General features: G+C 40.6%; 10 protein-coding genes. All 10 read left to right on the top strand.

All coding sequences use genetic code 11. The features are described 5' to 3' along the window. Positions 1-2: 2 nt before the first annotated feature. From J8L98_RS06090 to tssI, 10 genes are read left to right on the top strand one after another with little or no spacing between them, the layout of a single operon-like run. Positions 3-1808: a type VI secretion system baseplate subunit TssF gene (locus J8L98_RS06090; RefSeq protein ID WP_247682451.1), complete on the top strand. Its 1806-nt coding sequence runs from the start codon at positions 3-5 to the stop codon at positions 1806-1808. Further along, entirely contained in the window at positions 1799-2722 is a 924-nt protein-coding gene (locus J8L98_RS06085) for a type VI secretion system baseplate subunit TssG (protein ID WP_210995731.1), read from the top strand. Before J8L98_RS06090 ends, J8L98_RS06085 begins: the two co-directional genes overlap by 10 nt. Positions 2723-2737: 15 nt before the next feature. Further along, complete coding sequence (tssH, locus tag J8L98_RS06080; protein WP_210995730.1) at positions 2738-5302, top strand: type VI secretion system ATPase TssH; 2565 nt, start codon at positions 2738-2740, stop codon at positions 5300-5302. 55 nt (positions 5303-5357) lie between these two features. Then, positions 5358-6029: a transporter substrate-binding domain-containing protein gene (locus tag J8L98_RS06075; RefSeq protein WP_247682450.1), complete on the top strand. Its 672-nt coding sequence runs from the start codon at positions 5358-5360 to the stop codon at positions 6027-6029. Next, positions 6030-6845 carry a hypothetical protein gene (locus J8L98_RS06070; protein ID WP_210995729.1) on the top strand — a complete coding sequence of 272 codons (816 nt, stop codon included), beginning with the start codon at positions 6030-6032 and terminating at the stop codon, positions 6843-6845. Then, entirely contained in the window at positions 6830-7339 is a 510-nt protein-coding gene (tssJ, locus tag J8L98_RS06065) for a type VI secretion system lipoprotein TssJ (protein ID WP_192508849.1), read from the top strand. Before J8L98_RS06070 ends, tssJ begins: the two co-directional genes overlap by 16 nt. A gap of 1 nt (position 7340) precedes the next feature. Continuing rightward, on the top strand, positions 7341-8663 hold the full coding sequence (gene tssK, locus J8L98_RS06060) for a type VI secretion system baseplate subunit TssK (protein WP_210995728.1): 1323 nt from the start codon (positions 7341-7343) through the stop codon (positions 8661-8663). Position 8664: 1 nt separating this feature from the next. Further along, on the top strand, positions 8665-9876 hold the full coding sequence (locus tag J8L98_RS06055; protein ID WP_210995727.1) for a DotU family type IV/VI secretion system protein: 1212 nt from the start codon (positions 8665-8667) through the stop codon (positions 9874-9876). A gap of 8 nt (positions 9877-9884) precedes the next feature. Beyond that, the gene (locus J8L98_RS06050; protein WP_210995726.1) at positions 9885-13247 is read left to right on the top strand and encodes a type VI secretion protein IcmF/TssM N-terminal domain-containing protein; all 3363 of its coding nucleotides are present in this window, start codon (positions 9885-9887) and stop codon (positions 13245-13247) included. Positions 13248-13264: 17 nt separating this feature from the next. Then, positions 13265-15277: a type VI secretion system tip protein TssI/VgrG gene (gene tssI / locus J8L98_RS06045; RefSeq protein ID WP_210995725.1), complete on the top strand. Its 2013-nt coding sequence runs from the start codon at positions 13265-13267 to the stop codon at positions 15275-15277. Positions 15278-15288: the final 11 nt, after the last annotated feature.

The following is a 15288-nucleotide window of genomic DNA, read 5'->3' as shown; positions in this document are numbered from 1 at the left end:
GTATGTTGAAACATTTTGAAGATGAACTTGCCAGCATACGCAATGGTTTGGAAGGCTTTCGTACACGCTTTCGTCGTGAAGCAGAGCATATTAATCTCAACGATAAAGGGCGGGAAGACCCAAATGTAACTCGGCTAATAGACAGCTTTGCGTGGGTTGCCGCAAAGAATGCGATGGAAATAGATTCTTTGCGGACTAAGCATATTGAAGAGTTTAGTGACATAGTGTCTCCAAACTTATTTAAAACATTGCCGACAGTCGTTAAAGCACAGTTTCAGCCCAGTGCAGATGACTTTAATAAGCCTGTTTTATTAGACAAACATGTTGAAGTTGAACTTGATGTGCTTAAAGCGGGGCAAGAAAGCGTTAATATTAAATTGTCTAACTCTTTGCCTATTACGTTTAGTCCATTACTAGTGAGCGGCTTTGCACTTGAGCAAACGCCATTTGAGCATGCGATGCCCGCACAGCTTGATACTAAACATGCGCTATATTGTCTGCGTGTAGCACTTGAACCTGTTAGCGATGAAGTTGATGTCAGCCAGGCGCTGATGCAGCCGATTCAATTGCATTTTAGTAATGAGTCTATTGGCCGAAATGTCGCTGATATTATTAATCAAGCAGTTATCAAAGTGGCACTGTGCGTTGAGCAAGGTGAACAAGCGCATGATGTCGGTGCGGGGAACTTTAAGTCACTTTTATCTGATGAAGACTCCCTTATTTCCCCGATTAAGAGCAATGAGATCCCTGTTTATTTTAAATTAAAAGAGTATTTTGCGATTCCAGATAAACGGCACTTTTTTATTTTACGTAATGACAAAGAAATCGCAGTATCATCAGGACAAACCGTGTTTTTGGATTTGTATTTGAATGAGCTCGGAGCGGCCTTACTTGATGAAAAAAACTTGTCTGTAAAAATAAACAAAACACTGTTCAGTAATTTGTTTCATCAAACATCAGAGCCGGTTCGGGTGAATTATCAAGAGCTGTCGTATCCCATTTTTGCAGATGCAAGCCAAAGTAATATTCATATCTACTCTATCGATCGCGTTTATCAGGTGTCTTCCAGTGGGCAAAATGAAATCCAACCGGTGATAGGGACACAAACGGTTGATTTTCAAGAGCAGTTATATTGGTCAAAAATAACCAAACTGGCTGCCGTTGGTGCAACCCAGTCGATAGATGCTATTGATGAAGTACAACATTTAGTGCTACCCATTAATAATGCGACCAAAGCTTACCCAAATGGATTTACTGCGTATGCGGAAATTACCTGTTTCGATGCAGAGCTTGCCAGTAAAGTTCATGTGGGTAATCGTATTGTTGTTAATACAGAAGAAGCTTTAGCTGGGGAGTTTAATGTAGGTGGGGTGACCATTCAGCCCATTGGTACGGTGACAGATGAACGTAACTATTGGAATATGTTGCGGCTGTTATCATTTAATTTGTCGCAGTTATTGGAAGCGGATGATGCGAAAGAAACATTGAAAGGTTTCTTGCGCTTATTTGTTAATTCAAATGCGACTCACCAAGAGCTCAATGCCATTTATCATGTGCAGGCTGATAAGATTAACGCGCCGTTTCAGGTGCAAGGCAGGATGATATTTGTGCCGGGGCTAAGTTTAACGATTAAACTGGATAACTCTGAATTGACAGCCGACTTTTCATTATTTAGCGAATTATTGAATGACTTTTTCATGGCGCAGACGCCATTTGATCGTTGTTGCCAATTGCATGTTGAATACACCAGCTTTAATTGGCCAACGAAAGTGTTTGATGCGCAGCTCGGAGTGCGAACATGCAGCTAAGTAAGCGAGTATTCACTAAGGTGAGTTCAGCTTTGCATTTTACGCGGCTGGCGAGGCTTTTTGGCGCCAAGAAAGTCAGTTTTAAACAAGAGCTATTTTCTGATCATTATACAGATAGACATATTAAATATGATGAATTAGCGGATCGCCACTATGTTGTTAGCGCGCATGAGGCGACCTTATTCGGCCCAAATGGTGGCTTGCCGAATTTCATTTTAGATTGGTTGAAAGAAGCCTACCTTAGATTAAATCGGGCGTATTTGCGTTTTCTTGCTATTTTTGACAATACCTTTGTGCATCAATCACTGCAGTTAAAGTCATATTCTTCAGTGGTATTGCGGGCTGAAAAAGCACAAACTGCCTATGAAGCATTAACCTTAAAAAGGTCTTATTTTTATTCACTTACGGCACAGTATGATGAGTTGGCTATGTTGCCGGCTACATTGGTGGTACGTAGTGAACATTACTGTTTAAATAATTTGGTGTTGTTACTTAAGCATTATTTTCCAAATGATGTATCGGTGTCATTAACTGCATTGGAAGAAAAACAGATCCCCGACCAAGCCCGTAGTCGAGTTGGGCGGTGTCAGTTAGGCCAAGGTGCGGTATTAGGGCGGAAGTTCCCGCAGTTAGGTCGAAAAATTATAGTGAGTGTGAAATTTGAATCAGCAATCTGTTTTGCCAAATTAGAGCGTCAAGACAGTGAACTAATGGGCAGGTTGCGCGCGATAAAAACGCTATGTAATTACTATGTTAATCATGAGGTTGCTGTTGATGTAGAAGCGGAATATACCGGTTCACAAGTCGAAAGCTTATATCTGACTAAACAGCAATCACAAGCCATTGTGTTGGGCGTAAATTCTAATTTGGCAACACGTGGTGGTATTTTTAAACGAATTGTAAGGGCTCGTTAGAGTAGAGGGAATCGTATGTCACAAGTATCTATTTCAAAGTTAATTTCATATTTAGATGGCAATTTAAAAAATGCGCTTGAATATGCGGCTGCAGATGCAATGAAGTCGCAAGTTGGCGCGATTGAAGTTGAGCATTGGTTGATGTCGCTTTTACAAGGGCGAGACCCTAAATTACAACAGTTTCTAGAATCACAAAAGGTCGATATTGCTGGGTTTTTACAAGAGCTAGAACAGAAAATTAATAAATTAGAGAAAGTACATTCAGGGCAACCAACAATTAGCCCAGAATTAATTGAAGCCGTTAAATCAGCATGGTTAGTTGCATCTGTAGAGTTTTCTCATAACAGCGTTGCGGGCTTACACTTATTATTAAGTATTTTACAGCCAGACCCGTTGGCATTTAATAATAAAGACTTCAAAGCGTTGAAAAATGTGTCACTGGAAAGTTTAAAAGAACATATAAAGACATTGGCCGTGACGACGAAGGGCAAAAGCGCTGGCAGTGCTCCAGCTGCGGTGGTCACTGGCGCGTTAGATAAATTTACGGTTAACTTGACCGATGCGGCGAAAAATGGTGAATTGGATATTATTTCTGGCCGCTCAGAGGAAGTGCGTCAAGCCATCGATATTTTATGTCGAAAACGTCAAAATAATCCGATTTTTGTGGGGGAGCCAGGCGTTGGTAAGACAGCTGTTGTGGAGGGACTTGCACAGAAAATAGCGAATAATGAAGTGCCAGCGGTACTGGCGGGTGTACAAATTCATACCCTTGATCTTGGTTTATTACAGGCTGGGGCAAGTGTTAAAGGAGAATTTGAAAATCGACTTAAGGATGTGATCAACGAAGTGAAAACCTCTGAAGTGCCTATTGTCGTGTTTATTGATGAAGCGCATACACTTATTGGAGCGGGTGGTGCTGAAGGACAGAATGATGCAGCAAATTTATTAAAGCCTGCCCTTGCTCGAGGTGAATTTCGAACTTTAGCGGCCACAACGTGGGAAGAATACAAAAAGTATTTTGAAAAAGATCCCGCATTAACCCGTCGTTTTCAAGTCGTGAAAATAGATGAACCTAATGAAGAAGATGCATTACAAATGCTGCGTGGTGTCGCCGAGTCTTTAAAATCACACCATAATGTATTTATTACAGAAGCGGCCCTAGAAGCAGCGGTCAATTTATCTATCCGTTATTTACCCAGTCGAAAGTTACCAGACAAAGCCATTAGTATTTTAGACACATCTTGTGCGCGTATTGCATTGACGCAAAGTGCTAAGCCGGCACAAATTGAATCTGTTGAACAGCGCATTCGTTATTTAGAAAATGAGATTGTTTCGTTGAACAAAGAAGATGATATGCTCTCGAATCAGCAACAAGCGATTGTTGAAAAAGAAGAATCTAAAATAGGGCTTGAGCAACAGTTAGTGGATTTAACAACGCAATGGGACAAAGAGAAAGTACTTGCGAAGCAATTAGCTGAAATTCAAAAGGGTGAGACGCAGGGAGATTTTGCGGAGCTACTGGCGCAGTTAAAGTCTTTGCAAGGTGAAGATCCGATGATCCATGCGATTGTTGATGAACAAACGATTGCCGAAGTAATAGGGGCCTGGACCGGGATCCCAGTTGGTAATTTGCTAAAAGATGAAGTCGCCAAGTTACTATCATTAGAAGATTCCTTGCATCAGCGGATCATAGGCCAATCACATGCCATGAATGAACTGGCAAAGAGTATTCGGGTGTCACGAGCAGGGTTAACTGATAAACGCAAACCAGTTGGCGTCTTTTTGATGTGCGGACCAAGCGGGGTTGGTAAATCAGAAACGGCTTTGACATTGGCCGATCAGCTATTTGGTGGTGAGCAGGACATGACCATCATTAATATGACGGAATTTAAAGAAGCCCATAAAGTATCTATGCTATTAGGTTCACCTGCGGGTTATGTTGGTTATGGAAAAGGCGGTGTGCTAACGGAAGCCATTCGTCGCAACCCATACTGCGTTTTGTTGCTTGATGAAATGGAAAAAGCGCACCCAAGCGTACATGATATTTTTTATCAAATTTTTGATAAAGGCTGTATTCAAGACAGTGAAGGGCGCAACATTGATTTTCGTAATACCCTGATCATCATGACGTCAAATGCCGCAGATAGTGCGATTGTTGATTACTGCAATGACCAAGCAGATCGCCCTGATATGATTTCATTGGTTGATAATGTTCGACCAGCATTACAAGAATTCTTTAAACCTGCATTTTTAGGACGTTGCAATATCATTCCTTATTACCCACTTAATGAACAAGAATTAGCGCAGATCACTGAAATATCGTTACAGCGGGTTGCGAATAAGCTTAAGGAAACATATGAGGCGACACTTCAGTATGATCAACAGTTTGTGGATTATGTTGTCACTAAAGGGAATGAACCTACGATAGGTGGTAGAGCGATTGAACAAATTATTAATCGTCATTTAATGCCTTTGTTGGCTGAGCGTTGTATTGAAAAAATAAGCCAAGGTGAAGTTATTTCGACGGTCGATATTTGTGGCCACGCTGATACCAGCGGTTTTGATTTATCGATAAGTTAACGTGTTCATGCTGAAATACATAGTACAATTAGCATTGATTGTAGGCATGGCAGCTATGAGCGAGCGCGCAGTGGCGAAAGATCTACTGCGTTTGGCAACGCATGATGCTTATCCATATCATTACATTGAGAATGGCAGCGTAAAAGGGACTGTGATCCGACAAATTAAATGTGCGTTTAACCGATTGGAAACACCATATAGAGCCGAATTTAGTGATTGGGTTGATGTTGAATTGCGTTTGAGAACCGGTAATCTGGATGGTATTTTTGCGGTAGCGCAAAGTGAAGCCCGTAGTGAGTTCGGTCAGGTATCAGTTGCTGTTGCAGCAAAGCATCTTTACTGGTACTTCGCGGGTAACAAAATTGATATTGAGACCACGAATCCATTATATCAGCGATATAAAGTTGCAGCGGAATTTGGTTCTGATGAATGGCTTGATTTGAAACGCAAAAGTTATAATGTGAGAATGAAGCCTCGTAATGCACGTGCGTTAGTGCAGTTACTATTAAGTCATGAGGTCGATGCTATTTTGTTAGATGAGCATGAGTTTGAACATGAAATAGCAAAATTACGTTTGCAAGATACGGTTTTTTCACGCACAGAACATGGAACAATTGATCTGGGGGTGCTTTTTTCAAAGGCATTTTTAAATGACAGGCCAACTTTTTTAGATGCATTTAATACCGCAGTATCGAATTGTATTGTGCCTAATAGTGGAAGTCAGTAAATGAATACGGCGATTTTACAAGTAACAGAGTGCCCTGACGATATCCGTCTTCTGTCACGTATGGCAACGATATCTGAGCAAGGAGTGGTATTGGGCAGCTCAATTGAATGCGATCTTATTTTGCCGGCTATCGATGCCAGTGAGGATGAGAGTGAGCAGTTGATTAAGGTCTTAGTGGACAAGGACTCAGCGCAGTACAAACTCATCGCTTTAATTGAAGGGGTGAAAATGAACGGCCGTGCTCAGCTTGCTAATTCATCGGCGCTATTATCTGATGGTGATGTGATTACATTCAATGGATATACATTGCTATTTTCGAATGACAATGAAATAACGCATGACCAAGGTGAAGTCACGCAAAATGATGCACAAGCACATTTATTTGAAAGCGTTGATGACATTGAGTTTGATGCGAGCAATATTTTTGCCGATTTAGAAAATGAATTAGACCAAGCTTTCACACGTGATAAAAGTGTCAACGACGATTTCTCGGAACTGCCACGCTCAGAAAGCATAGACTTGCCAGTAAGCAAAGACAGTAGTCAGCGTGTTATTGAACAGAAGTTAGATCAACTTATTGCCGTAACGCAAAACCCATGGCAACAGCAAAAACAATTGCTCATGATGATGGATGATGTGGTTGATGAGTTTGTGAAAGAGTTTGACCCACAATTAATTGACGAAATGGTTGGGCCGCCTTCAATGTTGAGTTCAAAACATTGGAATGCTTATAAAAGTTATTATCAAAGAAAAATCAAAGAAGGGCATTTTAAACGTCAGTTTAAAGCGTTATTAATTGAATGCATGCAAAAATAATATTAATACTCTCATGCTTGTTACTTGTAAGTTGTTCAAGTGGCGACGCACTGCAACGGTATTCATTGCCGATTAAGTTGCGCTTAGAAACCAATGAACAACTTAATTGGGCGAATAATACGGCAAATCCAGTTGCGGTACGTATTTACCAACTCGCCAAGAAAGAACGCTTTTTACAAAGTAATTTTATTACGTTGTTTAATGGCGACACACAAGTGTTGTCTGAACAATTGATTGAGAAGAAGCGTTTGTATCCCGTGATGCCAAACACCAGTGAAGATATTACGGTGAAGTTATTACCTGGGGTTAGATATTTGGCTGTGCTGGTTGAGTTTACCCAGTATCAAGCTGGGGCAACTAAGGCAGTGATTGAATTACCTGAAGATGTATCTGAAGAAACGGTAGTCTGGCTTGGGATCAATGGTACGGGTGTCAAGTTTAATGAAATCCCAGAGAAAAGCCTGTTAGACAACTTATTTAGTTGGGGAGCTTAATTTGAGCAACAAGATTGTATGGCGTGAAGGGGCATTTTTATACCCTCAGCATTTTCAACAAATGGAAGCCCACCTTGAAGGGATCACACAACGCTATAGTGCACTCACAACCAGTGAGTTTGCACCCCATTGTGGATTAACACAACTCAGTATTAATGAATCACTGTTACAGCTTGGGCAGTTTTCCATACGTGCATGTGAAGGTATATTACCTGATGGTCAATATTTCAAAATAGCCAAAGAAATCGCAATGAGTATCCCACCAGGGAGTGTTGATCAAATGGTATACCTTGTGGTCCCTGCGCTATTAGGTGGCAATAACAGCTTTGAAAATAATTCGACCACCTCACGTTATAAAACAGCTTTCACAAAAATCTATGATTTCACTTCTAATGAACAAGAAGAAATTGAAGTTGAAACGGCTTCGCTTAACGCAACGTTAAAGCTGGAACAAGATAACTTGGATGGCTTTGTAAAGTTAGCGGTTGGCAAAGTACTGGAAGTAGATGGTAATGGTGCGGTGATTATTGATCGCTCATTTATTCCTGATGGTTTGAGTATTGGTGCTGCTGATATTTTACTTGAACGGGTTAAAGAATTAGAAACGTTGGCGAACGCCAAAGCAAACCAATTGTTACTGCGCTTAAATACGGCTGTAGAAACGCAAAGCAATGCTGCTTTATTTAAGGAGCAGCAATTACTCAGCACTATTTATCATTGGCTGCCTTGGCTCGAAGCGACTCAAAAGACTCAGCATTATAAATTAGGACGTTTCTTCTTCGAGTTAAAGCAATTTGAGGCGGCACTATTGAGTGTGGAGTATGAGCAGCGCTTACCTTGGACGCCTTTAACATTTGAAAACCTTTTCAAACAGTTTCACGGTGTGTTGTCGTGCATAAAAGACAAACTGTCTATTACTCAGCAACAGAACGTGGTTGAGTACTTTTGGGATAAATCGTTATTTGATAGTCGTAGAATGTTACTGGCAAAAGTGAAACAGGCCGATGTATTGCAATCTCAGCGTATTGTTATTGCGGTGATTGCATCGCAAGGGTATATCTCTAAAGAGGTGTTTAAAACAGGATTTAAGCTGGCAGGGAATAAGAGCATTGTTAACTGTATAAAAAATGCAACTCAGGGCGTCATGGTTAAAGCGTTACCCTTCCCACCGGCAGAGTTGAAAGAACAAGCAGATGCCACGTATTTTGAGGTTGATGTGGAAGATGCACTATGGCTGCAAATTATCGAAAATAAAGAAATGTTAGCGTTACATATTGATGCGCGCATTCATGTTGATGACGTTAAACTATTTATGATCAATTAATATGAATACAGCCAGTTATACCGTCAATCAATTCTCTCTCGTTGATGAGAGAAATACCGCACTTAAAGACTTGTTGAGCGAATTTTCGTGGCAAGGTGAAGAGCTAATGCGCTTGAGCCTACCTTTGATGCCAATGATTGATGCGATCAAGTCACTTGATGATCCCGTGTCACTTGATAATTATCGAGCGCACTTAGTACTAGAGTTAAAAAATATAAAACAACGTGGACACGAGTTGGAGGTTTCGCCTGCATTACTTGATAAGCTGTGCTTTATTTGGGCGGCCTACTTTGATGAACGTGTCAGTTATGAAAGTACACTCGATACCACGCAATGGCAAAATAAAACGTTGGTAAGCCAGTTGTTTGGAGTTCGCAATAGCGGCGAGACATTCTTTAATCTTATTAAGCAATTGATGGGCTTTCCTAAAAAGCATTTAGCACTTCTGAAAGTGTGTTACGTTATTTTACAACTGGGGTTTAAAGGGAAGTATCACAACCACCATGGTGCTCAGTTAAAACAAATTATCGCAGAGATAAATTACGCATTATCTGAACTCGGTGCGTTTAAGATTTATGCTGACGAACAACCGCGTAAAGTCAGGGTGTTTCGTAGGCGGTTTGGTTTGTTTAAAGGGGTTAAGCCACTTTATTTTTGGCTAACCATGCTGCTGATATTGTTAACAAGTTTATTTAGTTACAATCATTATTTAGGTGAAATGTACCAACAGCAAAATTTAGAGTATCAAGTAATGGCTGATGATACTTATCAACATCTGAAAAAGTTACAGCCACCGAAGATGTTTATGGAGAATACCCAGTTTTTTGAACAGGCGAAATATGAGCAATCAGCAATAGGCGCTGTGGCAACAGTAAATAACGAAGTCACCACTTCAGCTCTTGGGCCATCAAAAGCACTTAAAAGTGACTCTCTTGAGCTTGCAACAGCGGAATTCAATGAAGCGTCCATAGACACAGCATCCGCTGCACAAGCAGTTAGATATTTAGTGCAGATTGGGGCGTTTAAGAATCGCCAGCGTGCAGAGAATTTACAAAAAACATGCGCAAACTCACAGTATCCTTTACAGATCATTGAGCAGCAGGAACGCCAACTTGTCGGTGTTATTACACGCGGTTTCGCACAGGCAAAAACAGTAAGTGATTACTTTACTGAGTTTTGCAAAATCATTCCTTATATTAAGAAATATCAATGAGTCGAGTCATGTTACGAATAGTTCTCGCAGGTGTGTTAGTTGTTATTGGTATTGTGCTAGCGGGGCTCAATGGTTGGTTTAACTATGGCAGTATGATGTATTGGGTGAGTACACTTATTATATTGTTAGGTATAACAAGTTATTTTTTTCCTGCTTTACGTGCGTTTGTGGGGAGACGATATACACGTAGTAGTCGATTCAAACAATATTCACAGCTATATAGGCGTATCGAAAAGAAAATAAAACTCAGTCCTAATATTTATGATACCGCATGGTACCTTGCAGCATCAGAGGAGAGCATTACAGATACATTCGCGCAGTTTAATCGTGTAACGCTCGCTAACATGCCGTCGAATATTGCGGTTTATCATGTGCAGGGGGCATTAATTTGGCATGTTAAATCGAGCCATAAAGCGGAGCGCGCACATTTTTTATCTTGGTTGACGCATATACGGGCGAAGCAGCCACTGAATGGCATGCTCTTACTGAATGACGCATTTAGCTTAATTCAGCGTGCTCAAAAAGCAAAGCAGGCACATATCGCAGATGTGAAAGCACAGTTAGAGTCACTTTATTTATTAACCGGGTATAAAATTCCTTTACACTTGTTTTTGTGTGGTGTGAATAAGTTAGATGGTATTGCCGAATCTTTACATGAACAACGTGATTTAAGTGAGTTATCATTTTTCTTAAAGGGTAATAACCAAAACCTAAGCGGCGAATTATCACAGGCGTACGATGAGCTGTTTAAACGGTTATTTACCAGTAATGTGCACCAAGTTTCACTGCAATTAGATGAAGACTTTAAACGCAAGCAGCTGCTTGGACCTATGCAACTCCAATACTTAAAATTAGCTGTCTCAGGCTTTGTTGACGAGTTATTAGACTTTAATGGTTTAGCGGTGCCGTTTCAGCTTGAAAGTTTTCATTTGGTTGAATCAGAGACTGCGACTCAACGTGTCAATTTGGCGACGGCTCATGCGCTTATTGAGATTAATCAGATATTACTGCCAGTCGTGCAAGAGTCAAATTTAAAGCCTAAGGCGCAATTAACAAAAACATTTGCAGCCTACGTATTGCCTTCATCTCATGGAGCGCCCGCAAATCATTGGCAAATGTGGAAACATGGTATTAAACAAGCTGCGATGATTTTTTTGGGCACAGCCATACTAATTTTGGCCAGCTGGGTTGGCTGGCAAGCTTATTTATATAACGAGGTACTGCACAGTGAATTTAGACAAGTACATCGTGATTATAAAGATAATCTTGATAAATCCGCATTTAATATAGATGAGCCCTCTAGCATTATTGAGCCTCTCACTTTGTTGAGAACGGCGTATGTAAAATTCAATCAGGCACAAAGCTCCCAACCGTGGTATGTCTTAGGTATTTTTACTTCGATAGAGCGTGCCGAACATTATCAAGCCTTGTATAAAAGTCAGCTGTTATTAGCGATTGAACCGAGTTTGAAAAAATACTTGGAAGAGGAGTTATTTGTTTATCTTGAACTTGAAGATTACCTCAAAGTGATTAATGTAAAAGATGTTTATTTATCTTTTTCGAAACGAGAAAATAAACAAATTGTACTGAATTACGTTGCTATGTCACTGCTAGAAAGTGGCGTAATGGATGAAGTACAAACAGGTGACTTTATAGCGTTACTCAATGATTTTTATGACTTAGGTTATCAAGGTGTCGATACGAATGATGAGTTATTGGCGATTGTGGATAGCCAATTGGCACTGCAAGATACCAATCAATTGATGTACAAGTATGTTAAACAACTTCCTGAGTTTACTCGGCTTATCGATATACGTAAGGCCCTGTTAGGAGATGAGTTAAAAAATACCATTTTATTTGAGATTCAGGGTGAGCAATCGAGCTTTTTGGTACCTGCGTTATATACGCCGGAGGCTATGCAGAAATTGTCATTTGTGCCTGAATCCGTGTTTATGCAGCAGTTAGTAGAAAAAAATCATGGATTATTTCAAGTGCCACCGAGTGAAAGGGAGCTGACACGCATCGGGAATTATTTGAAGTATAGTTATATTAATGATTACACGCGCTTTTGGCGGCAGTATTATCAACGTATTGAATTGAGAAAGTCACTCACATTGGAAGATGTGATGACGGCATTAACTGCAAACGAAAAGTCACCTTTAATGCTGCTATATAGCACGTTACGAAATTATTTACTGATCCCAAAAGTGGACGTGCCTAAGGAAAACTCAGTCGTTGATGTGACACAGCAAGCACCTGCAAGAGTGGCTGTGAAGGTGGCGAAAGCGGGCAAGTTAGCACAGATAGCAAGCGCAAAACTAGACAAGCAGAAGCAATTAGAAATTGCACAGTCGCGAGAGCATAATGAGATAAGCGAAAAAATTCAGCAGTCATTTTCTCAATACCAGCTTTTAATTGGCGAACAAGCGACCATGCGAGATGAATACCAAGTGTTTTTACAGCAATTGATTGCGTTGAAAAAATGGATGAGTCAAGCGGATGATGATGTCATTCCTGGGCTAACATACTTTAATCAAATTCAACAAAACAGCAACTTCGATGCATTTTCTGGGCTGTGGTTAAAGCCTTATTCAGAGCGTTTGATGCAAGGTTTAGCTGACTTAACTGTGGCGCAAACAACCCAGCATGTTAGAACGAAAGTGCAAACGTATTTGCAAAGCCGCTGGCAAAACTCGGTGTTACAACCTTATGATGACTCGATAGCCCCATACTATCCTTTTGCAGCAAATGGGGAAGATTTAAGCTTAAATGCATTAGCACTGTTTTTTGCATCTGACAGCAGTGTCAGTAAGTTTGAGTCTGAGGTTTTATCGCGTTTTTTGGCTGTGGATGAACAATATCAGATGGCTATTTTTAACCGTAAGGCAGTGATTTCGCTGAATGATAACGTTGTGACCTTTTTTAAATTATTTAAACGGATGCAGCGCCAGCTATATGGTCAAGGTGAACAATTGCAAGCGAAAGTGACTTTACAACCACTCTCACTTTCTCCAAAGTTGAATTCGTTTACGTTTAATTCTGGCGATACAAACATGCTATATACCCATGGTCCATTGGTTGCAACTTCTAGCATGTGGCCAAAAGATTTTTCAACAGAGCGTATTCAGGTAACTTTGCTTGATTTAAATAACCAGCCGCAAATAAAAGAGTATCGCGGTGTTTGGGGGTTATTACGTTTAGTGAGTGAAAATCAAGTCGCATCAAATAAAGACACGTTGATGTTTGCATATCAAAAAGAAGCTGGGGCCACCGTCACTATCCGTGATGTCGACAGCATACAAAGCTTACTTAATCCACTATTTTATTCACAATTGACGGTGCCGCTGCATTTTTCGCAGCCACTGAAATAAGACGCTGGAGCACACTTATGGAAACCTATATTGCGGGTGAAACCAGCTACTTGATTGCGACGACTGCACAAGGTAAAGAATATCGACTCAACCGTTGCAACGTATCTGACACCTTATGCAAAGGCGTATCAATTGATATCGATTTGGTAAGTGATGGTGATGATGTCTCGAGTGCTTTGGGCGAAACAATGTCGGTGAGTTGGTATCAAGATGTTGCTGGAAGGCCAAATAAACTCCTAGATTACCACGCATATGTTGTTGAGGTTGAGGAGCAAGAAGCAAATGCTGAGAATATTCGTGCATTTAATCTCAAACTAGAGTCATGGCTATGGTTATTAAGATTTAGTCGTACCTACCGTATTTATCAAGCGCAATCTCTTAAAGATATTTTGTCTGATATTTTCGACAATGCAGGCTTCAAAGGTTTATATAAATTTGGCTCGATGCCGACGGGGAAAAAAGAATATTGCACTCAATATGATGAAACAGATCTCGAATTCGTGACGCGATTGATGGCGGAAGCAGGGGTGATTTTTTTCTTTTCGCAAAGCGATGCAAAGCACACCTTAGAGGTGCAACTGGCGTCTTCGCCTTTAGATGACAATAAATTGGCAAAATTTGATCATGCATTAGTTAAATCAGCTAAAAACTTATTAATACAAAGTTTTGAACCTCAGCAGCGTTTAGCGAAAAAATCACTGTCGTTATCTGGTTATAACTATGACAAAGCAAAATCAGAAAGTGCGGAGGCTCAGCAATCCAATAGTGGTATTACCACGGTAACGAATAAAAGCTTTGAACACTACGCGCTCAATAGTGACGCCGGAGATTTTACCGATGTGAGTGCTTTAGCCACTTTACTTAATAATGCCCAAGAAGCACAAGCCAGTAATATAAAAATAATCACAGATGCCAATGTCGTGATGGTTGGGAACACGCTGTCGGTTGAGAATCATATAAATACTAAGCAGCAAGGGCAATATAATACTTTGGCAGTGGAGCACCATATTGATGTCACTCAAACACAGGTTGATACCAGCTATGTATGCCATGTTATATGTAGAAACAGTAAGTTGGCGCTGACTCCTGAATTCCCTATTAAACCTGTCGTACGCGGAATAACCAGTGCGTTGGTGGTAACTGATGCAGGTTCCTTTGACAGTAAAGGGGAAATTAATCAGGATAAAGATGGCCGTATTAAAGTGCACTTTATGTGGGATGTGAGTGATAGCAAATCGACAAGTTGTTATCTCAGAGTGATGCAGCAAACAGCAGGCGCTAAAGCGGGTATGCAGTTTATCCCTCGGATAGGTGACGAAGTCTTAGTTGATTTTATCAATGGCGATATAGATCAGCCCATTGTAGTAGGGAGCGTGTATAACGGCGGCACGCAACCACCTTACCCACAAAAAGATGCAACGCAATCCTGTATTAAAACAGGGTTAGCAGAAGATACGGGCCATGAAATTTGCTTCGATGATAAAAAAGGTGAGGAAAAGCTCTCTATTAGCTCAGGGAAAGATTTTGATCTAACGGTGACAAATAATGCTACGACGTTAATTAATGCCGAAGATGCACTAACAGTGAAAAAGTCACAAACTACTACGATAGAAGAATCACAAACAGTGACAGTGACAAAAAACTATGGGTTAAAGGCGGATAAAATTTCCTTGGAAGGGGACTCACAAATTGAGCTTAAAGTGGGCAGTAATAAAATAACCATTGGCAGCTCAGGTATTAAAATCGAAGGAAGTAACATTGAGCTTAAGTCGAGCCAAGATACTAAAATATCAGCCTTGAACTTAACGACTTCAAGTAGCGCATCGACCAAAATGAGTGCAAATGCAAATATTGATATCAAAGCTACGGCACAAGCTAACTTGGAAGGTACGGCGGGCGCGAATGTTAAGTCAACCGCAATCGCAAAACTTGAAGGTACCGCTGGAGCGCAAGTAACTTCAACGGCAATGGCCAAATTGAGTGGTGCAGCAATGACTGAAATCACAGGTGCATTGGTTAAGATTAATTAAAGGTGGGGTGA

Source organism: Pseudoalteromonas sp. MMG013 (genome assembly GCF_018100885.1).
Taxonomy (GTDB): domain Bacteria; phylum Pseudomonadota; class Gammaproteobacteria; order Enterobacterales; family Alteromonadaceae; genus Pseudoalteromonas; species Pseudoalteromonas aurantia.
This window is presented reverse-complemented; position numbering and strand designations above follow the sequence as displayed.